The sequence below is a fragment of the Streptomyces sp. NPDC049040 genome (assembly GCF_043197715.1).
Lineage (GTDB): Bacteria > Actinomycetota > Actinomycetes > Streptomycetales > Streptomycetaceae > Actinacidiphila.
Genome location: NZ_JBICTO010000016.1, coordinates 84057 through 105031, shown reverse-complemented (window position 1 = coordinate 105031; position 20975 = coordinate 84057). Strand labels below are relative to the sequence as shown.

The following is a 20975-nucleotide window of genomic DNA, read 5'->3' as shown; positions in this document are numbered from 1 at the left end:
CAGGGTCGGCGGCTCGTGGCTTTCGTAAAAAAGGCCGACACATTCGAAAGGGTTGACGGCTCTGGGCGACAATGCCAGGGTGAGCCCGCTCAGTCAATGAGCTGTTGTAGGGGGTTTGCTCGCACCGAAAACGGAGCCAATCCCTTCACTTTGCCGGTGGCAGGCCGGCGCGATACGGGGGATCAGTACGTGAGCACGACCACCCTGTCCGAACTGTTGCGCGCCCGCGCAGTCGCAGAACCCGACAAAGACGCGCTAAAAGTTGCGGGCTCAGGAACGCTGACTTTCGAAAACTGGTGGCGCCGCTCGGACGCGGTGGCGGCGGGTCTGCTGCGCCGCGGCGTCGAGCCGGGCGACCGGATCGGCCTGGTCTTCGGCAACGCCGACTGGCTGGAGTACGCCGTCGCCTTCTTCGGGGTGCTGAAGGCCGGGGCCGTCGCCGTGCCGCTCTCCGACCGGCTGAGCGGCGCCGACATCGACGCGATGCTCGGCCACTGCGGCGCCTCCCTCGTGCTGCGGGCCGGCGGACTGCCCACCGCGGAGGGGACCGGGCGGCAGCCGGCGCCAGGCGACCTGGCCCAGATCCTCTACACCTCGGGAACCACCGGGCACCCCAAGGGAGTCGCCGCCACCCACGCGAACCTCGGCTACGGCTGGGGCGGCCGCCGCAGGCCCTTCGCCCACTCCAAAACCCTCGCGCACGCCTTCCCGATCGGCACCAACGCCGGCCAGTGGATGCTGGCCAACGCCGTCGGCGCCCACCCCACCGTGCTGACCCTGGGCCGCTTCACCCCCGGCCGCTTCGCCAGGATGATCGAGGAACACCGGGTCGGCACCGTCTTCCTCGTCCCCACCATGGCGATCGAACTCCTCGCCGCCGGGGCGCACACCAGGGCCGACCTGTCCAGCGTGCTGCTGCTCGGCTCCGCGGCCGCCCCGCTGCCCGGCAAGGTCGCCGCCGAACTCGCCGCGGCCTTCCCGCGCGCGACGATCGCCAACTACTACACCTCCACCGAGGCCGCCCCCGCGCAGACCGTGATGCTCTACGACGCCGCGCGACCGTCGAGCGTGGGCCGCCCCGCCTCCGGCGGCGCGGTCAAGGTCGCCACCGCCGACGGCGATCCGCTGCCCGCCAACGCCACCGGCGAGGTGTGGATGCGCTCACCGACGGCCTCAAGGAGCTACTACGGCGACACCGCCGCATCCGAGGGCGTCTTCCGCGGCGGCTGGATCCGCATGGGCGACCTGGGCTACCTGGACGAGGACGGCTACCTCCACCTGGTCGACCGGGAGAGCGACGTCGTCAAGTCCGGTGCGCACAAGGTCTCGACGCTGCATGTCGAGGAGGCCGTCTACGAGCACCCCGCCGTGGTCGAGGCCGCGGCCTTCGGTGTGCCGCACCCGGCACTCGGCAAGGCGGTCGCGGTGGCCGTGGTCGGCGCCGTCGACCACACCGACCTGCGGGCCTTCCTGAAATCCCGGCTGGCACCCCATGAACTGCCGCAGCACCTGATCACGCTCGACGCCCTGCCGCGCAACCACGGCGGCAAGGTGGACAAACGCGCGCTCCGAGAGGTCGTCCGATGAACAGCCAACTCTCCTTCACCCAGCATGGAATGTGGATCGCCGCGCGGATGGGCGCCGGCGCCGCCTACCACATGCCGATCGTGATCTCCCTCGACGGAGCACCCGACCGCGGCGCCCTCGCCAAGGCGTGCGCCGCCGTCGTCGAACGGCACCCGCTGCTCGGCTGCGCGCTGCACGACGCCGACGGCGACCCGGTCCTGGTGCCGGCGGCGCAGGCGCCCGCGCTGGAGGAGGCCGGCTCGGTGCGGGAGGTCGTCACCCGGCCGTTCGACCTCACCACCGGCCCGCTGGTCCGGTTCGCGCTGGTCGGCGACGAGACACTGGTGGTCGTCGCCCACCACCTGGTCTTCGACGGCCACTCCAAGGACCTGCTGGTCGCCGACCTGGCCGCCTACCACCGGGGTGCCGTGCCCGCGGAGCCGGCCGGCGAGACCGGCCACGCCGAGCTGGTGGCCGCCCAGCGCGACCGGGTCGCCGCACTGCTGCCGGACGCCGCCGCCTTCTGGGCCGGGCGGTGGCACGAGCCCGCCGACACCGCGGTCCCCGGCGGGTCGCTGCGCTCGCGCCGCGCCGCCGACGGCGAGGTGCGCGAATTCCCGCTGGACATACCGCGGCTCGACGCGGTGACGCAGTTCGAGGTGCTGGTCGCCGCGGTGCACGCGCTGCTCGCGTCGTACGGCAACGCCGAGGTGGTCACCGCGCTCGACCTCGCCACCCGCACCGAGCGGGAGGCCGGGCACATCGGCCCGTACGTCAACGAACTCCCGCTGTTCTCCCGGCCGTCCGGGCACACCCCCTTCGCCGCGTTCGCCGCCGCCGTCCGCACCGAACTGCGCGAGGTCTACCGCCACCGCGAGGTGCCGCTCGCCCGGGCGGTGCCGGGACTGCGTCCGCACGCGGCCCTCGCGCCCGTGTCGATCAGCTACCGGCGGCTGCCGGACACCGCGAGCACGCTGGGCGAGGTCGACTGGCTCGCCTTCAACCACAGCGTGCGCGGCGCGCTGCAACTCCAGGTCGCGCACGGGCCGCGGGGCGCGGTCGCCAGCCTGCGCCACGACCCGCTGGAATTGCCCGACGCGGGGCGCTTCGCGGCCGACCTGGCCGGGCTGCTTGCCGCGGTCGCCGCGGACCCCGACCGCCCGCTGTCCGACCTGCTGGACTTCGCTCCCGCACCGCACCCCGCGCAGCCCGCGGCGGCACCGGCCGCACCGGCGCCCCTGCCCGCAGCCGCCGGTGATCCGCCTGCTCCGGGCGATCCGCTGGTGGCGCGGATCCGCGGGATCTGGGAGGAGGTGCTGGAGATCTCGCCGATCGGGCTGGACGACGACATCTTCGACCTGGGCGGCCACTCGCTGACCATCACCCAGATCATCGCCAGGATGCAGCAGCAACTCGGCCTGGAGATCGGCCTGGACGACTTCTTCGACAACTCCACGATCGCCGGCGTGGCCGCGGTGGTCCGGCGGTGAGCGCCCCCGCCCCACTGCGGGAGCGCTCCCAGGGGCCCGCCCCGCTGCTCGGCGTCTCCGACCAGGACCTGTCGCTGATGCTGACCGTCCGCGCCTTCGAGCTGAAGCTGCTCGACCTGTTCGACCGCGGGATGCTCAACGGCACCACTCACACCTGCCTCGGCCAGGAGTACGTCCCTGTCGCGATGGAGGGGCTGCTGGCCCCCGCCGACCACGTGTTCAGCAACCACCGCGGCCACGGCCACTACCTGGCACGCCACCGCGACCCCGAGGGCCTGCTCGCCGAGATCATGGGGCGCAGCGGCGCCGTCTGCGGCGGGGTGGGCGGCAGCCAGCACATCCGGCGGGACCGCTACCTGTCGACCGGTGTGCAGGGCGAGAGCCTGCCGGTGGCCTGCGGGGTCGCCCTGCACCTGAAGCGGACAGAACCGGGGGCGCTGGCCTGCGTCTACGTCGGTGACGGCACCTTCGGCGAGGGCGCCGTCTACGAGGCGCTGAACATCGCCTCGCTGTGGGACCTGCCGCTGCTCGTCGTGGTGGAGAACAACGGCATCGCCCAGTCCACCCCGCTGGCCGGGAACATGGCGGGCAGCATCGCGGCACGTGCCGCCGCCTTCGGCATCGAGCACCGCCGCACCGACTCGGTCGACGTCGACGCGATCCGCCGGCTGCTCGACCCGGCTGTCCGCGCGGTCCGCGAAGGCCGGCCGCTGGTCGTGGAGTTCGCCACCCACCGCGTCGGCCCGCACAGCAAGGGCGACGACACCCGCAGCGCGCGGGACATCGCCGAGGCGCGCGCCGCCGACTGGTACCCGCGGTACGCGGCGGCCGACCCCGAGCGGTTCGCCCGGCTCGACGCGGCGGCGCGGGCGCACATCGACGCCGTGGCCGAGGACGTCACCGGGAGGGGCCCGTCATGAGGGTCGCCGAGAACATCAACGCGGCGCTGCACGGCCTGATGGAGCGGGAGCCCGCGCTCTACGTGCTGGGCGAGGACGTCGTCGACCCGTACGGCGGTGCCTTCAAGATCACCCGCGGGCTGTCCGGCCGCTTCCCCGACCGGGTGCTGTCCACCCCGATCAGCGAGAACGCCATCACCGGTGTCGCGGCGGGCCTCGCGCTGGCCGGCGACAGCGCGATCGTCGAGATGATGTTCGGCGACTTCACCACGCTCGCCTTCGACCAACTGGTCAACTTCGCCGCCAAATCGGTGACCATGTACGGCTCCCGGGTGCCGATGCGGATGGTCGTACGCTGCCCCGTCGGCGGCGGCCGCGGCTACGGACCGACGCACAGCCAGAGCCTCCAGAAGCACTTCGTCGGCGTGCCGGGACTCGCCCTGTACGAGGCGTCGCCCTTCCGCGACCACGCCGACGTGCTCGACGAGATGCTGCGGCGCGGCGAGCCCTGCGTGCTGTTCGAGGACAAGGTGCTCTACACCCGCCCGATGTACGAGGTCGAGGCGCCGTTCGCGCTGCGGGTGGACGGTGGCGTGGCGGAGGTGGCGCTGCCCGGCGCGGAGCCGGACTGCGTGGTCATCGCGGGCGGCGGGGTGGCGCACCGGGTGATGGACGCGATGCGCTCGCTGCTGGTCGAGGAGGAGATCGTGTGCACCCTGCTGGTGCCCTCCCGGCTCTACCCCTTCGAACTCGAACTGCCCGACGCCCGCCAGGTCTTCGTGGTGGAGGAGGGCACCGCTGGCGGCACCTGGGGGGCCGAGGTGGCGCATGTCGTCCACCAGCGCCACTGGTCGCGGCTCGACCGCCCGGTGACCCTGGTCCACTCCGCGGACTCGGTCATCCCCACCGCCGCCCACCTGGAGCGCGAGGTGCTGGTCAGCGCCTCCGGCGTCCACCGCACGATCCTGGAGAAGCTCCGTGGCTGAGCTGCTGGTACCCAAGCTCAACAACAACGACACCGACTACGTACTGACCGACTGGCTGGTCGGGGACGGCGGCACCGTCACCGCGGGCGACCCGGTCGCCGTCGTGGAGACCTCGAAGGCGAGCGAGGAACTGGAGGCGGACGCGTCGGGCACGCTGCACCACATCGCGCCCGCAGGCGCCCGCTGCCGCCCCGGCGAGGCCATCGCCGACGTACGCGGCGGGGCGGCGCCTGCACCCGCGCCGCCGGCACCCGCGCAGCCGGCCGGCTCCGGTCCGCGGCAGGTCGCGGGCCCGCTGGTCACCCGGCCCGCGCAGGCCCTCATCGACGAGCTCGGCATCGGCGCGGAGCAGGTCGCCGCGCTCGGCCTGCCGGTCGTCCGCCGCCAGGACGTCGAGGCACTGCGACCCGCGGCGCCCGCCGCCGAAGCCGCCGCAACCCCCGCCCCCGGCCCGGCCGTCGGCGCCGGACGGCGCGAGCCGATCGGCCGGGTCCAGCAGGGCGTCGGCCGGGCCGTCGACCTCTCGCACCGGACCGTCCCCGCCGCCTACACCGTGGTGCGGATGGACCTCGGCCCCGCACTCGCGCACGCGGCGGGACTGACCAGGAGCGTCCGCAGGCCCGTCGGCCTCGCCGAACTCTTCGTGCGGCAAGTGGCCGCGCTGCACGGCGACTTCCCGCGCTTCTTCGCCGCCATCGACGGCACCGACGCGGTCCTCGCCGACGCCCCGCACATCGGGGTGACGCTCGACCTCGGCGAAGGGCTCTACGTGCCCTGCGTCCGCGACGCGGCGGCCCTGACCATGGCGGAGATCGCCACCCGGCTGATGAAGTACCGGATCGCCGCGACCACCGGCACCTTCCGGGAGAGCGACCTCGGCGGCGCCAACTTCGTCATCACCCTGCACACCGAAGGGGACGTGGTGCTGGCCATCCCCTTCGTCTTCCCCGGCACCGTCTGCGCCCTCGCGGTCACCTCGCCCGCCGACGGTTCGCCCGCCAACATCGGGCTCGCCTACGACCACCGGCTGATCAACGGGCGGGACGCCTCGCTCTTCCTGCACGCGCTCAAGACCTCCATGGAAGGGCTCGCCTGATGTCGGCCGTCGAACTGTCAGAGGCGAAGCGGGAACTGCTCAGACGCCGGCTCAGCGGCCGGCGGGACGCGCAGGCGGTCCCCGAACGGCCCGAGGGCGCCCCGCTGCTGCTCGCCCCTGCCCAGGAACCCCTGTGGTTCATGGAGCAGTACATGCCGGGCACGTCCACCTACACCATCGTCCTCGCGGTACGGCTGCGCGGCCCGCTGGACATCGCGCGGCTCCAGGAGGCGCTCGCGGAACTCCCGCGCAGGCACGACAGCCTGCGGATCCGCTTCCCCGCGGACGAGGAGGGCCACCCGGCGCTGCTGGCGGTGGACGAGGCGCCCGTACCGCTGGCCAGGGCCGCCGCCGCGAGCGACGAGGAGACCGTCGCGGCCGTCGACGCCGAGTGCGGCACCCCGCTCGACCCGGAGCACGGCCCGCTGCTGCGCGCCCTGCTGGTCGAACGCGGCACCGACGACCACGTGCTGGCCCTGCTGGTGCACCACCTGGTCGCCGACGGCCAGTCCGCCCAGCTGCTGATCCGCGACCTGGTCGCGCTCTACCGCGGCGAGGCCCCGGAGCCGCCCGCGGTCCGCTTCCGCGACATCGCCGCCTGGCAGCGCGACCGCACCCTCGATCGGGAGACCGGCCACTGGCTCGCCCGCCTCGCCGACCTGCCGCGGCTGGAGCTGACCACCGACCGGCCGCGCCCCGCCCGGCAGCGCTTCGAGGGCGCGTCCGTCGTCCGCGTGCTGGACCCCGGACTCACCGCGCGGCTGGAGGACCTGGGCAGGCAGTATGGTGCGACCCGCTTCATGATCGTGCTCGCCGCCTTCCAGACGCTGCTCGCCCGCAGCACCGGGCAGCGGCGGTTCGGCGTCGGCACCCCGGTCGCGGGGCGGACCAGGCCCGAGTTCGAGCGCGTGGTCGGCATGTTCGTCAACACCCTGGTGCTGCGCGCGTCCCTGGAGGACGACCCGACCTTCACCGAACTGCTGGCCCGCACCAGGGACGTGGTGATCGACGCACTCGACCACCAGGAGCTGCCCTTCGCCCGGCTGGTCGACGAGCTGAAGGTGCCGCGCGACCCGAGCAGGCAGCCGCTGATCGACGTGCTGTTCTCCATGCACGACTTCCCCGTCGCCACCGGCGCGGACGGCGGCGCGCAACTGCGGGCCGAGGACTACCCGCTCACCCCGGGCTCGTCCCGCCACGACCTGGAGCTGTACGTCGTACCGACCGGCGACGGCGGCCTGGGATGCACCTTCACCTACAAGACCTCGCTGTTCGAAGCGGCCACCATGACCCGGATGGCAGGCCACCTGGAGACGCTGCTGCGGGCCGCGGTCGAAGGCCCCGACACCGCCGTCAGCCGGCTGCCGATGCTCGACGGCACCGAACGGGCGCTGCTGGACGGCTGGAACAGCACCACGGCCGACTTCCCCGCGGACCGGACCCTGCACGGCCTGGTCGGCGACCAGGTGCGCCGCACCCCCGACGCGACGGCCGTCGTCTTCGGCGGCGGCACCCTCAGCTACGCGGAACTCGACGCGCGGGCCAACCGGGTGGCGCACCGGCTGATCGCCGAAGGCGTCGGCCCCGGTTCGCTGGTCGCGGTCTGCGCGGAACGCTCGCTCGACCTGCCCGTCGCCCTGCTCGGCACCCTCAAGACCGGCGCCGCCTACGTACCGCTCGACCCCGAATACCCGGCCGAGCGGCTGGAGTTCATGCTCGCCGACGCCGCCGCGCAGGTCGTGCTCACCCAGCGCCGGCTGGTCGAGGGCACCGCGCAGGGCGCGCTGGGCGACACCGCGGGGGCGGGCGCCGCACTGGCCGCCACCGATGCCACCGTGCTCGTCCTCGACGACCCCGAGCCGTGGCAGGACCTGCCCGCCACGGCCCCGGAAGCCGCGGGCGACCCCGGCTCGGCCGCGTACATGATCTACACCTCGGGCTCGACGGGCCGCCCCAAGGGCGTGCCCAACTCCCACCGCGGCATCGTCAACCGGCTGGACTGGATGCAGAAGCGGTACGGCCTGGCCGCCGCCGACTCGGTGCTCCAGAAGACCCCGGCGAGCTTCGACGTGTCGGTCTGGGAGTTCTTCTGGCCGCTGCTCAACGGGGCCAGGCTGGTGCTCGCCGAGCCCGGCGGCCACCGCGACCCCGGCTACCTGCGCGACCTGATCGCGGCCGAGGGCATCACCACGGCCCACTTCGTCCCCTCCATGCTCGGCCTGTTCCTGCCCCCGGAAGCCGGGACCGGGACCGGGACCGATACCGGTCCCGGCGCGGAAGCCGGCCCCGTCGCCGGCTGCGCCTCGCTGCGCCGGATCATCTGCAGCGGCGAGGAACTGCCGGTCGACCTGGCGCTGCGCTGCCTGCGCGCGCTGCCGGACACCGAACTGCACAACCTCTACGGCCCCACCGAGGCCGCCATCGACGTCTCCGCGTGGCAGTGCACGCAGGCGGGCCTGGCCGGACGGGCCCGGGTGCCCATCGGCAGCCCCATCCAGAACGTCACCCTGCACATCCTGGACGCCCACCGCGAACCCGTGCCCGTCGGAGTGCCCGGTGAACTGCACATCGGCGGCGTCGCGGTGGCGCTCGGCTACCACCGGCGGCCGGAGCTGACGGCGGAGCGCTTCGCCGACGGCCTCTACCGCACCGGCGACGCGGCACGCAGGCTGCCCGACGGCACCGTCGAATTCCTCGGCCGGCTCGACAACCAGGTCAAGCTGCGCGGCCTGCGCATCGAACTCGGCGAGATCGAGGCGGCGTTGCGCGACAAGGCCGGCGCCCGCGAGGCGGCCGTGGTCGTCAGCGCCGACCAGCGGCTGATCGCCTACCTCGTCGGCGGCCCCGACGACACCGCCGAGGCCCGCGACGCGCTCCGCGGCACCCTTCCCGACTACATGGTGCCCTCGCACTTCGTCGCCCTCGACAGCCTGCCGCTGACCCCCAGCGGCAAGCTCGACCGCAAGGCACTGCCGGAGCCCGAGGTCACCGCCGCCGCGTACCGCGAACCGGCCACCGAGGCGCAGAAGGTGATCGCCGCGGTATGGGCCGAGACCCTGGAGATCGAGCGGGTCGGCCTCGACGACGACTTCTTCGACCTCGGCGGCCACTCGCTGCTGGCGATCCAGGTGGTCGCGAGACTGCGTGCCGTCCTGCCCGCGGGCGGCCGTCCTGTCGGCCTGGTCGACATGTTCTCCTGCCGCACGGTCGCGGAGCTCGCCGACTTCGCCTCGCAGGCCGCCCCCGAGGGCCCGCGGGCACTGCTCCAGCAGCTCACCCCGCGCCGCCGCGCCACCGCCAGGGTCACCTACGTCTGCGTGCCCTACGGCTCGGGCAGCGCGATCGTCTACCAGCCGCTGGCCGACCGGCTGCCGCTGAACGAGGCCCTGTACGCGCTGTCCATACCCGGCAACGACATCGGCCTCGACGAGGACCCGATGGAATTCGACGAGCTGGCCGCGCGGACCACGCAGGAGATCCTGGCCATCGAGGGGCCGCTGGTCATCTACGGCCACTGCGGTGTCGGCGCCGCGCTCGCCGTCGAGCTGACCCGCCGCGTCGAGGCCGCCGGGCGCGCCGTCGAGGCCTGCTACATCGGGGCGATCTTCCCCTTCGCCAAGCCCGGCGGCATGTGGCGGGGCCTGACCCGGCCCGACTTCTTCGAGCGGCTGCGCAGCAGCCAGAGCGACCTGGACTCGCTCAAGGCCCGCGGCGTCGACCTGGACGAACTCGACCCGGCGGTCGCCGACCGCATCATCCGGACGATGCGGCACGACTCCAAGGCGGCGGAGGAGTACTTCACCAAGCTCTTCGACGCGCCCGACCGGCGGAAGCTGGACGCCCCGATCATCTCCGTGGTGGGCGACCGCGACCCGGCGACACAGCTCTACGAGGAGCGCTTCAAGGAGTGGCGCTTCCTCACCGACACCTCGGCGCTCGTCGTCCTCGACGAGGGCGGCCACTTCTTCCTCCGCTACCGCGCCGAGGAACTGGCCTCGGTGATCAAGACCCACACCCGGCTCGACGACCCGCCGCCGCGTACCGCCGCCGACACCTGGTGGGTCGAGGACATCGCGACCCCGGAGACGGAGGCGGCGGCCAAGGCGAGGTCGGCCTCGGAAGTGCGCCCGAGCATGGGCCGCTTCCTCACCATCGCCAGCGGCCAGCAGATCTCCCTGATCGGCTCGGCACTGACCGGCTGGGCGCTGCCGCTGACCGTGCTGGTCGACCACAAGTCGATCGCCCAGTTCTCGCTGCTCGCCGTGCTCAACCTGGCCGGCCTGCTGATCTCGCCGCTGGCCGGGGCCATCGTGGACCGCGGCAGCCGGCGCCGGGTGATGCTGCTGGCCGACTGCGCGTCGGGCGCGATCGAAGCGGTGCTCGCGGTGCTGCTCCTGACCGGCGGCATCCATCTGTGGCAGATATACCTGCTGGTCACCGCGCTGTCGGTGAGTACGACCTTCCAGCGGCTCGCCTACGGCTCCGCGGTGCCGCAACTGGTGCCCAAGCAGTACCTCGGCCACGCCATCGGCGTCACCCAGATGACCAACGGCGTCGCCCAGCTGGTGGTCCCGCTGATCGCCGCCGGCCTGCTGGACGTGATGGGCCTGGGCGGCATCGTCGTCATCGACGTCGTCTCCTACGCCTTCGCCATCGTCGTGGTGCTCCTCGTCCGCTTCCCCGACACGCTGCCGTGGCGGCCGCGGGAGCCGCTGACCACCGAGATCGCCAAGGGCTTCAGCTACACCTGGCGGGACCGCGGGCTGCGCTCGATCCTGACCTACTTCGCGGTGCTGAACATCTTCCTCTCCCCGCTGCTGCTGCTCGTCTCGCCGCTGGTGCTGTCCTTCGCGACGCTCGGCGACGTCGGCCGGGTCTCCGTGGTCAGCGGTCTCGGCGTGATGCTCGGCGGCACCACGATGGCGCTGTGGGGCGGGCCGCGCAGCCGCCGCTTCCAGGGCGTCCTGACCACCACGCTGTGCATGGCCGCGGGCGGGGCGCTGATCAGCCTGCGCCCCTCGCTGTGGCTGATCGGCGCGGGCGCCTTCGCGCTGACCTACTTCCTGACCATCATGAACTCGCTCTACACCACGATCGTGCAGCTCAAGGTGCCCTACCGCTACCACGGCCGGGTCTTCGCGCTGAACACCCTGGTGGCCTGGTCCACCCTGCCGATCGGCATGGGCCTGGTGGCACCCCTCGGCTCCCAGCTGTTCGACCGGCTGCTCGCACCGCACGGGGCGCTCGCCTCCAGCGCGGGCTCGATCGTCGGCGTCGGGCCGGGCCGCGGCGTGGCGTTCATGTTCCTGCTGTGCTCGGCCGGCATGGCGCTGGTCGTCGCCGGATCGCTGCGGATCAGGCGGCTGGCCCGCTTCGACACCGAGATGCCCGACGCGCTGCCGGACGACCTGCTCGGCGTCGAGGCGCTGGCGGAGAAGCGGGAGCCGGAGCTTCAGCCGGAACCGGAGCCGCAGCCGGAGCCGGCGGGCGTGCGAGGATAGCCGGGTTCACGGTCGTTAACCGGGAGGCGGTCCGATGGGTGAGGTGCGGTACGGCGAGTGGGTGCGGGTCGAGCGCCACGGCGCGCGGGTGGCCGAGCTGGTGCTCGACCGCCCCGCGGCGATGAACGCCGTGTCGTCGGCGATGGCCGAGTCCATCGCTGCGGCCTGCGCCGCGCTCGCCGCGGACCGCACGGTGAGCGTCACCGTCCTCAGCTCGTCCAGCGAGAAGGCCTTCTGCGTCGGCGCCGACCTCAAGGAGCGCAACTCCCTGACCGACGCCGAACTCGGGCGGCAGCGGCCGCTGGCCCGCGCCGCGTACACCGGGGTGCTCGACCTGCCGATGCCGGCCGTCGCCGCGGTGCACGGCTACGCGCTGGGCGGCGGCTTCGAACTCGCCCTCGCCTGCGACCTGATCGTCGCCGACCCGAGCACCGTGGTCGGCCTGCCCGAGGTGTCGGTGGGCGTCATCCCCGGCGGCGGCGGCACCCAGCTGCTGCCCCGCAGGGTCGGCGCCGCCCGCGCCGCCGAGCTCGTCTTCACCGCCCGCCGGGTCGCCGCCCAGGAGGCGGCCGCGCTCGGCCTGGTCGACCAGCTCGCCCCGGCCGGGGAGAGCGCCCGCGAGGCCGCGCTCGCCCTCGCCGAGCGCATCGCGGGGAATTCACCGGTGGGACTGCGCGCCGCCAAGCGCGCCCTGCGGCTCGGCCACGGCCTCGACCTGCGCGCCGGCCTCGACATCGAGGACGCCGCCTGGCGCACGGTGGCCTTCTCCGGCGACCGGGCGGAGGGCGTCGCGGCCTTCAACGCCAAGCGGACCCCGGACTGGCCGGGGGAGTAGCGGCGCTCCCCGCGGGGAGTTCCGCAGGCGCGGGTGCCGTCGGACGGCCGTTCGGCGTATCCGCCGCCCGAACCCGGTCAAAGCTCTCTAACCTGGGGAGATGGTGGACGGGACGGCCGATCTACGGCTCCGGGCTGTCGTCGAGCTGACACAGGCGCTCGCGACCGCGCAGACCCCGCAGGACGCGGCCCGCGCGGGTGCGCACCGGGCGCGGCTGGCGATGGGCGGCTCCTTCGCCGCGGTGTCCGCGTGGGAGCGGGAGACCGGGCGGCTGCGGGTGCTGGTCAACGACGGCGACCTCGCACCCGGCGAGGAGCCGGAGCCCGAGAACGAGACGTACTCCGTGCACGACTTCCCCGAGATCGCCGAATTCCTGCACGGCAGCTGGGCACGCGGCGGCGAACCGCACGCCTGGGTCGAGACCTCCGAGGGCACCGGCGCCTCGCCAGGCGGCAGCAGCTGGGGGCGGGCCGCGGCGCTGCGGCGGCGCGGGCGCGGCAGCTGCGTGGTCGCTCCCCTGGTGCTGCACGGACGGGCCTGGGGAGAGGTGTACGTCGCCCGCGAGCACAGCGAGCCGCCCTTCGGCCGGCCCGACGCCGACTTCGCGACGGTGCTCGCCGCGATCATCGCCTCCGGCATCGCCCAGACGGAGCGGCTGGCCGAGGTCCAGCGGCTGGCCTTCACCGACCCGCTCACCGGACTCGGCAACCGCCGGGCCGTCGACCAGCGCCTCGACGAGGCGCTGGAAAGGCACCGGGCCGACGGTACGGCCGTCAGCCTGGTGGTCTGCGACCTCAACGGCCTCAAGAAGGTCAACGACCAGCTCGGCCACGCCGTCGGCGACGGCCTGCTCGAACGCTTCGGCTCGCTGATGTCGCTCTGCGGGGCCATGCTGCCTGGCAGCCTGGCGGCCCGGCTCGGCGGTGACGAATTCTGCATCGTCGCCGTGGGCAGCCCCGCGGACGAGGTGGTGCGGGCGGCCGCAGAACTCTGCACGCGGGCGGCGAAGCTCGACGTGGGGGAGGGGGTCGCGTGCGGCGTCGCCTCCACCGACGACCCGATCGGGCCCGTCCGCTCCGCACGCCGGCTCTTCCGGCTCGCCGACGCGGCCCAGTACCGGGCGAAGGCGCTGCGCTCCGCCCAGCCGGTGGTCGCCGGCCGCGAGGGCCCGGAGGACCCGGTCCTCCACCTGGCCGACTCCCCGCCCCCCGCCGTGTCGGCCGAACGCCGCCGCCTCCGGGGCCACCCCCTGTAAGCCGGGGGTCCCACCCCCAGCCCGCGCGGCCCGCCCGCCTCCTCCCCCGGGACCGGCTGCTTCGGACGTGGCCTCCGGGTCGGCGGTCCGGTGGTGGCCTTCCGTGGGTGCGGGTCGGCAGCTTGGGTGGTCGGCTGCTGCTTTTGCCGGGTCGGTGGTCCGGGGTGGCCTTCCGCGCGTGCGGGTCGGCGGTCCGGGCGTGACCCTTCCGCGCGGCGCGGGGCGCGGGGCGCGGGTCGGTGGTCCGGTGGTGGTCTTCCGCGGGTGCGGAGCCGGAGCTTGGGTGGTCGGCTGCTGCTTTTGCCGGGTCGGCGGTCTGGGCGTGACCCTTCCGCTCGGTGCGGGTCGGTGGTCCGGTGGTGGTCTTCCGTGGGTGCGGGTCGGCGGTCAGGGTGATCGCCTGCTGCCTTTGCCAGGCTGGCTGCCCTGAGGGTCACCTTCCGCGGGCGCGGGCGCGGGCGCGGGCGCGGGTTCGGCGTCCGGGCGGTCGGCCGCCTCCGGGGCGGGCCCGTCGCTCGGGCGGGCGCAGTGTGCTTGCCGGCTTCGTCCGGGCGACCGGCTCGGATGGCTCGGGGCCGCACCTCCGCCGCCCGCGGCGGTCGGGTCCTCGGGGGACAACCGGCGTTCTCCCGGTCACGGCGGTGCCGCGACATGGCGGGTTTCGGGGCGGCACGGGCGAGTGCTCGTCTGCTCCCGGGGGTGTCCGGGGGCGCCGCCACCGGCCCTCGGACGGGCGGGGTCCGTGGAAGCCCCCGCTGCTGCGGCACGGCCCGGGTGCCGGGAAGGCGCCGGGAACCCCACCCGGAGGGTGACAGGCCGAGATTCAGTGCCTAGGGTGCGTGAATATGAATATGCACAACGTGGTGATCGGCCCCCACGGGGCCACGGCCGAGGACGTCCTCGCGGTGGCCCGCGACGACGCGCGGGTCGAGCTGGGCGAGGCCGCACGCGACGGCATGGCCGCCGCCCGGGCCACCGTCGAGGCCCTGGCCGCCAGGCCGGAACCGGTGTACGGCGTCTCCACCGGCTTCGGCGCACTCGCGGTGCGCCACATCTCCCCCGAACTGCGGGCGCAGCTCCAGCGTTCGCTGGTGCGCTCGCACGCCGCCGGCATGGGCCCGAGCGTGGAACGCGAAGTGGTCCGCGCCCTGATGTTCCTGCGGCTCAAGACCCTCGCCTCCGGCCGTACCGGCGTACGCCCGCTGGTCGCGGAGACGATGGCCGCGCTGCTGAACGCCGGCATCACCCCCGTGGTCCACGAGTACGGGAGCCTCGGCTGCTCCGGCGACCTCGCCCCGCTCGCGCACTGCGCCCAGGTGCTGATGGGCGAGGGCGAGGCGGAGGGCCCGGACGGCGAGGTGCGGCCCGCGGCCGAACTGCTCGCCGCGCACGGCATCGAGCCGGTCGAGTTGCGGGAGAAGGAGGGCCTGGCCCTCATCAACGGCACCGACGGCATGCTCGGCATGCTGCTGATGGCGTGCGCCGACCTCGCGGGCCTGTTCACCGCCGCCGACATCACCGCGGCGCTGTCCCTCGAAGCGCTGCTCGGCACCGAGCGGGTGCTCGCCCCTGAGCTGCACGCCATCCGCCCGCACCCGGGCCAGGCGGCCAGCGCGGACAACATGGCCAGGGTGCTGGCCGGTTCCGGGCTGACCGGGCACCACCAGGACGACGCGCCCCGCGTGCAGGACGCGTACTCCATCCGCTGCGCCCCGCAGGTGGCCGGCGCGGGCCGGGACACCCTCGCGCACGCCCGGCTGGTCGCGGACCGCGAACTCGCCGCGGCCATCGACAATCCCGTCGTGCTGGACGGGGGCACCTCCGAGGGGGGAGGCCGGGTGGAGTCGAACGGCAACTTCCACGGCGCCCCCGTCGGCTACGTGCTGGACTTCCTGGCCATCGCGGCCGCCGACCTCGGGTCGATCGCCGAGCGGCGCACCGACCGGCTGCTGGACAAGAACAGGTCGCACGGCCTGCCGCCGTTCCTGGCCGACGACCCTGGCGTGGACTCCGGGCTGATGATCGCCCAGTACACGCAGGCCGCGCTGGTCAGCGAGATGAAGCGGCTCGCGGTGCCGGCGTCGGTCGACTCGATCCCGTCCTCCGCCATGCAGGAGGACCACGTGTCGATGGGCTGGTCGGCCGCGCGCAAGCTGCGTACCGCGGTCGACGCGCTGGCCCGGATCATCGCGGTGGAGATGTTCGCCGCGACCCGCGCGCTGGAGATCAGGGCGGTCGCCGGCGGCAGGCCCGCGCCCGCCACGGCCGCCGTGCTCGCGGCGGTGCGGGACGCGGGGGTGCCTGGTCCCGGGCGCGACCGCTTCCTTGCGCCCGACCTGGAGGCCGCGCACGCCTTCGTACGGTCAGGCGCGCTGGTCCGCGCGGCCGAGACCGTCACCGGGCCGCTGGCCTGACCGGATCGATCAGAGCGCGGCCCGGCGTGCCCGCCGGGTCGCGTCGATCACCAGGGCCGCGCCGATGATCAGGAAGCCGGAGCCGCCGATCACGTACGGCTTGGTGTCGATGCTGCCGGTGTCGGCGAGGTCGAGGTCCTGCGAGGCCGGGACTCCGGTGGTGGTGGTGTGCGAGGCCGTCGCGGGCGCGTGCTGGGGGCTGGCGCTGGCGGACGGTACGAAGTACAGCGCTGCCAGGACGGCTGCGGCTGCGGCGGCCACGTAAGGGCGGGGCGAGGCCAATGGAACCCCCAGGGGTTGCGACGACTTGACCGTGGTGGCCGATCGTAGTGACTCAGGCCACTGCTTGGGAAGTCGCCTCCCCATCACCGCCCCGCCCTTCCACAGGTCAGCTGTGCCGGTCCGCCCGCCGGCGGCGTGCCGCGCCGAACGCCGGCCCCGCACCGCGTGCGCGGAGTCGGCACCTCCACGGCACGGAGCCTTCCGGACACGGACGGTCGCATGAGGGGCCACGGGCGCCCTGCCGGAGTGTGAAAGGCCACAATTGTGACCGGAAAGGGCGATTTGCACCGGGCTGGCTGTTTCCATGGATCGGAAGAAGCCCGTGGTTCTGCCGCGGGGGACCCCAGCCCCATTGGAGAGATGCGTGACGCCGCCCGACAACGGATCTGCCCCCGCCAAGCACCCCAAGATCACCAAGCGCCGCACCCTCGCGGCCGCCGCGGTGCTGATCGGCGGCAGTGTCGCCCTGGCCGCGTGCAACAGCGGCGGCGGCTCGCACGCGGACAGCAAGCCCTCGGCCAGCTCCTCGCCCAGCACGCAGGCGCCGACGCCGTCGCAGACGCCGTCCCCCCTCACCCAGTCCAGCCAGGACGCCGCCGCGGCCAAGCACACCTCGGCCGCGAAGATCACCATCACCCCGCAGACCGGCGCCACCGGCGCCAAGGTCAGCGGGGCGGTCAAGGTCTCCGTCACGGGCGGCACGCTGACCTCGGTGACCATGACGTCCAAGTCCACCGGGCACGCGGTGGCGGGCAAGCTGTCCGCCGACAAGAAGAGCTGGAGCCCGTCCGGCTCGCTGGCGCACAGCACCCAGTACGCGATCGCCGCGGCCGCCGTCGACGCGCAGGGCCAGCCCGCGGCCGCCACCTCCAGCTTCGGCACCGCCGCGGCCAAGCCGTCGAACTTCGTCGGCTACTTCACACCCGAGGACGGCTCCACCGTCGGCGTCGGCATGCCGGTGTCGGTGAAGTTCGACCACGCGATAGCCAAGGCCGACCGGGCCGCCGTGCAGCGGGGCGTCACCGTGACGTCCAGCAGCGGGCAGCAGGTGGTCGGCCACTGGTTCAACTCCAAGCGGCTCGACCTGCGCCCGCAGACCTACTGGGTCGCCGGCTCGCACGTCACGCTGGACCTGCACCTCAAGGGCGTCAAGGGCTCTCCCGGCGTCTACGGCGTCCAGGACAAGACCGTCGGCTTCGACGTGGGCCGCTCGCAGGTCTCCACCGTCGACACCAAGACCCACATGATGACCGTCGTACGCGACGGCCAGGTCATCAACACCATCCCGATCTCCGCCGGCGGCGAGGGCCACACCACCTACGACGGCAAGATGGTCATCGAGGAGAAGGACCAGACCACCCGGATGAACGGCGCCACCGTCGGCTTCACCGACGCAGACGGCAAGGGCGAGTACGACATCCCTGACGTGCCGCACGCCATGCGGCTGAGCGACTCGGGCACCTTCATCCACGGCAACTACTGGGGCGACCCGTCGGTCTTCGGTACGACCAACACCAGCCACGGCTGCATCGGCATCGAGGACGTCAAGGGCGGCAAGGACCCGAGCACCGACGCCGCGTGGTTCTACAACAACTCGCTGCTCGGCGACGTCGTCCAGGTCGTCAACTCGCCCGACAAGACGATCCAGCCCAGCAACGGCCTCAACGGCTGGAACATGACGTGGAGCCAGTGGGTGGCAGGCTCGGCTCTGTAACGGTACGGATCCATGTCGCGGGGTCGTCCAGCACGGTACGCACCGAGCTGTAGGCGGCCCCGCGCAGCACGCCGTCATGCCCGAGGCGTGAGATCAGCACGTCCTGCGCCCGCCACTGGCGGTCGGTGACGCGGGCGGCGAGCTCGCGGCGCACGCCCGGCAGCAACCAGGGCGCGAGGTCCGCGAGCGGGCCGCCGACCACCACGGCCTGCGGGTCGAGCAGGTTGACCGCACCGCTGAGGGCTATGCCCAAAGCGGCGCCTGCCTCCTCCAGCGCACGCAGTGCCGCAGGGTCGCCCGCGACGGCCGCCGCTTTCAGTGCGGGGCCGCGGCCCGTACGCACGCCTGCGGCCCGCAGCAGCGCCTCCTCGCCAGCGTAGGTCTCCAGGCAGCCGTTCGCACCGCACGAGCAGCGCGGTCCCTCCGGGCGCACCGGCACGTGGCCGAGCTCGCCCGCGAAGCCGCGGGCGCCGCGGAAGAGGCGGCCCTCCACGACCAGCGCGGCGCCGATGCCGATCTCGGCGGAGACGTGCACGAAGTCGGTCAGGCGGCCGTCGTGGCCGCCGAGCCACAGCTCGGCCAGGGCGCCGAGGTTGGCCTCGTTCTCCACCGCGGCGCCCTCCCCGAAGGCCGCGGCCAGCGGTACGTCCTCCCAGCCGAGGTTGGGGGCGCGCAGCACGGTGCCGTGGTCGGGGCCGATCAGGCCGGGCACGGCCACCGTCGTGCGCACCGGGTCGAGGCCGGCTTCCACCGCCTGCGCGGTGACGTCCGCGGTCAGCTCGGCGAGCTCGGCCAGGACGGCCGCCGCCGGGCGGCCGCGGTTGGCCGCCGGGCGCTGGGCCCGCACCCGCACCCTGCCGCGCAGGTCCACCGCGCAGGCCGCGAGGTGGTCGACGCCGATCTCCGCCCCGATGCCGGCCGGGCCCGTCCCGGCAAGCGCCAGCACCGTCCCCGGGCGGCCGACGGTGCCAGGGCGCTGGGCGCCCTGCTCCTCCACGAGGCCGGCCGCCAGCAGCTCGTCCACGAGTGAGGAGACGGTGGCGCGCGTCAGCCCCACCTCGGCGGCGACCGCCGCCCTGGTCACGGTCTCGCCTGCGGCGAGGGCCGTCATGACCAGGGCCATGTTCCGCTGCCGAAGGCCGGCCTGTGCGCCCGTTCCCTTCCCCACGATGTCCCTCCGGTCGGTCTGGATCACATCCACGCCCGCGTGTCCGCCGCGGCCCCGCCTCCGGATTCCCCCGCGCCCCGGAGGAGGGCGCCACATCCTGCTGCCGTTCACAGTGCCGTACCGCCGGGGCCTGCCGTGCGGTTCCCCGCGCCCCGAACCCTGCCCGCCGCCCCTCGCGGGAGGGGCCGCCCGCCCTGGAGCCGACCCCTCGGCGGAGGGTCCCGCGCCCCTTGAAGTCTGCCTCCGCCGCGGGCCCGCCCCTCCGGAAGCGTGGCCCCGGGGCCGGGCCACGCTCAGGGGGTGTGCGCCTACGCGGAAGCCAGGGGCATCGCCGCGGCCAGGCGGGAGAGTGCGGCGTCGTCGAGCGGAAGGGCCGGGTGGACCCGGCCCGCACTCGTGGACCAGCGTGCGGCGATGGAGGTCGCCGCCTCACCCGTGAGCGCGGCCGCGGCCTGTACCGCGGCGCCCAGGGCGACCAGCTCGCCGGCCTCGGGCACCTGGACCGCGCGCCCGGAGAGCCTGCGTACCGTCTCCAGCCAGGCGGTGCCGCGCGAGCCGCCGCCGATGACGAGCAGCGGCTCGTCCGAGGGGGCCCCGCCGTCCACGGCGAGCACCTGGTCGAGCGCGCCGAGCAGTGCGTACACGGCACCGTCGTAGGCGCCCTGGAGCACCTGGCCCGCTGTCGTGTCGTGGCGCAGCCCGGTCAGCAGACCGGACGCGTACGGCAGGTTCGGCGTGCGCTCGCCGTCGAGGAAGGGCAGGAAGGCGACCGAGCCGCCGGCTTCGACGTCCTCCCTCTCGCGGCCGAGCAGCGCGGCCACCTTGTCGACGGCGAGCGTGCAGTTCAGGGTGCAGGCGAGCGGCAGCCAGCCGCCGTCGGCGGCGGCGAAACCGGCCACCACGCCACTGGCGTCGGTCGGCCGCTGCCGCGACACCGCGTAGACGGTGCCCGACGTGCCGAGGCTGAGCGCGGCCCTGCCGGGCGTGAGGCCGAGGCCCAGCGCGGCGGCGGCGTTGTCACCGGTGCCCGCGGCGACCAGCGCGCCGGCCCGCAGCGGCAGCCCGTCGCGTACGGTGCCGGCCTGCTCGCCGGGGCCGAGCACGGTGGGGAGCAGCTCGGGTGCCAGCCCTATCTCGGCGAGCAGCCCCTCGTCGTAGCGCTCGGTGTCCGACCGCCACCAGCCGGTGCCCGACACGTCGCCGCGGTCGGTGACGGCGGCGCCCGACAGCCGCTCGGTCAGGAAGTCGTGCGGCAGCCGCACCGCTCGGGCCGCCGCGGCGGCGGCCGGCTCGTGCTCGGCCAGCCACGCCCACTTGGAGACGGTGAAGCTGGCTCCCGGCACCGAGCCGAAGCGCTGGGCCCAGTGCCCGGCGCCGTATTTGTCGACGAGGGCGGCGGCCTGCGGCGCCGACCTCACGTCGTTCCAGAGCAGCGCGGGCCGCAGCGCCCGGCCCTCCGCGTCGAGCACCACGAGCCCGTGCTGCTGCCCGCCGACCGAGACGGCCTCGGCGCGGCCGGCCCATTCGCCGAGTTGGCCGAGCGCCGACTGGAGCGCCGACCACCAGACCTCGGGATCGGTCTCCCGCCCCGCACCGGTGCTGACCGTGTGCCGCGCCTGGCCCGAGGCCAGGACGGCGCCGGTCTCCACGTCCACGGCAAGCACCTTCGTGGACTGCGTGGAACTGTCGACCCCGAGGACGACCGATCCGTGCGATGCGCTGTCCGACCCCATGTGATTCCTGTCCCTTCCTGAGCCCGTAGCGAGCTG

General features: G+C 74.1%; 13 protein-coding genes. 10 read left to right on the top strand and 3 right to left on the bottom strand.

The window, feature by feature from the left end:
• Nucleotides 1–189: 189 nt before the first annotated feature.
• The 9 genes from ACGFMP_RS29760 (at nt 190) to hutH (ending at nt 16042) form a co-directional block, all read left to right on the top strand.
• Entirely contained in the window at nt 190–1587 is a 1398-nt protein-coding gene (locus ACGFMP_RS29760; protein ID WP_393676150.1) for a class I adenylate-forming enzyme family protein, read from the top strand.
• The gene (locus ACGFMP_RS29755; protein ID WP_393676148.1) at nt 1584–3056 is read left to right on the top strand and encodes a condensation domain-containing protein; all 1473 of its coding nucleotides are present in this window, start codon (nt 1584–1586) and stop codon (nt 3054–3056) included. The genes ACGFMP_RS29760 and ACGFMP_RS29755 overlap by 4 nt, the downstream gene beginning before the upstream one ends.
• Complete coding sequence (locus tag ACGFMP_RS29750) at nt 3053–3976, top strand: thiamine pyrophosphate-dependent dehydrogenase E1 component subunit alpha (protein ID WP_393676147.1); 924 nt, start codon at nt 3053–3055, stop codon at nt 3974–3976. Before ACGFMP_RS29755 ends, ACGFMP_RS29750 begins: the two co-directional genes overlap by 4 nt.
• Entirely contained in the window at nt 3973–4941 is a 969-nt protein-coding gene (locus tag ACGFMP_RS29745; protein ID WP_393676145.1) for an alpha-ketoacid dehydrogenase subunit beta, read from the top strand. The genes ACGFMP_RS29750 and ACGFMP_RS29745 overlap by 4 nt, the downstream gene beginning before the upstream one ends.
• Nucleotides 4934–6037, top strand: coding sequence for a 2-oxo acid dehydrogenase subunit E2 (locus tag ACGFMP_RS29740; RefSeq protein ID WP_393676143.1), 1104 nt, complete (start codon nt 4934–4936; stop codon nt 6035–6037). The genes ACGFMP_RS29745 and ACGFMP_RS29740 overlap by 8 nt, the downstream gene beginning before the upstream one ends.
• Entirely contained in the window at nt 6037–11538 is a 5502-nt protein-coding gene (locus ACGFMP_RS29735) for an amino acid adenylation domain-containing protein (RefSeq protein ID WP_393676142.1), read from the top strand. Before ACGFMP_RS29740 ends, ACGFMP_RS29735 begins: the two co-directional genes overlap by 1 nt.
• A gap of 34 nt (nt 11539–11572) precedes the next feature.
• The gene (locus ACGFMP_RS29730; RefSeq protein WP_393676140.1) at nt 11573–12373 is read left to right on the top strand and encodes an enoyl-CoA hydratase/isomerase family protein; all 801 of its coding nucleotides are present in this window, start codon (nt 11573–11575) and stop codon (nt 12371–12373) included.
• A gap of 100 nt (nt 12374–12473) precedes the next feature.
• A complete protein-coding gene (locus tag ACGFMP_RS29725; protein WP_393676139.1) occupies nt 12474–13628 on the top strand; it encodes a diguanylate cyclase domain-containing protein in 1155 nt (384 codons plus the stop codon).
• An 845-nt stretch (nt 13629–14473) separates the two neighbouring features.
• On the top strand, nt 14474–16042 hold the full coding sequence (gene hutH / locus ACGFMP_RS29720) for a histidine ammonia-lyase (RefSeq protein ID WP_393676137.1): 1569 nt from the start codon (nt 14474–14476) through the stop codon (nt 16040–16042).
• Nucleotides 16043–16051: 9 nt separating this feature from the next.
• Here the strand turns inward: hutH and ACGFMP_RS29715 are convergent, their stop codons facing one another.
• A complete protein-coding gene (locus ACGFMP_RS29715) occupies nt 16052–16303 on the bottom strand; it encodes a hypothetical protein (RefSeq protein ID WP_393676136.1) in 252 nt (83 codons plus the stop codon).
• A 385-nt stretch (nt 16304–16688) separates the two neighbouring features.
• Here ACGFMP_RS29715 and ACGFMP_RS29710 point away from each other — a divergent pair, with 385 nt between their 5' ends.
• Nucleotides 16689–18038, top strand: a complete 1350-nt coding sequence (locus tag ACGFMP_RS29710) for an Ig-like domain-containing protein (RefSeq protein WP_393676134.1) — start codon at nt 16689–16691, stop codon at nt 18036–18038.
• On the opposite strand, the gene ACGFMP_RS29705 is transcribed toward ACGFMP_RS29710, so the two are convergent.
• Together ACGFMP_RS29705 and xylB are read right to left on the bottom strand one after the other, a co-directional pair.
• A complete protein-coding gene (locus ACGFMP_RS29705) occupies nt 17986–19149 on the bottom strand; it encodes an ROK family protein (RefSeq protein ID WP_393676199.1) in 1164 nt (387 codons plus the stop codon). The two genes, ACGFMP_RS29710 and ACGFMP_RS29705, sit on opposite strands and share 53 nt — an antisense overlap.
• A gap of 365 nt (nt 19150–19514) precedes the next feature.
• The gene (xylB, locus tag ACGFMP_RS29700) at nt 19515–20939 is read right to left on the bottom strand and encodes a xylulokinase (protein WP_393676132.1); all 1425 of its coding nucleotides are present in this window, start codon (nt 20937–20939) and stop codon (nt 19515–19517) included.
• Between the last annotated feature and the right edge of the window lie 36 nt (nt 20940–20975).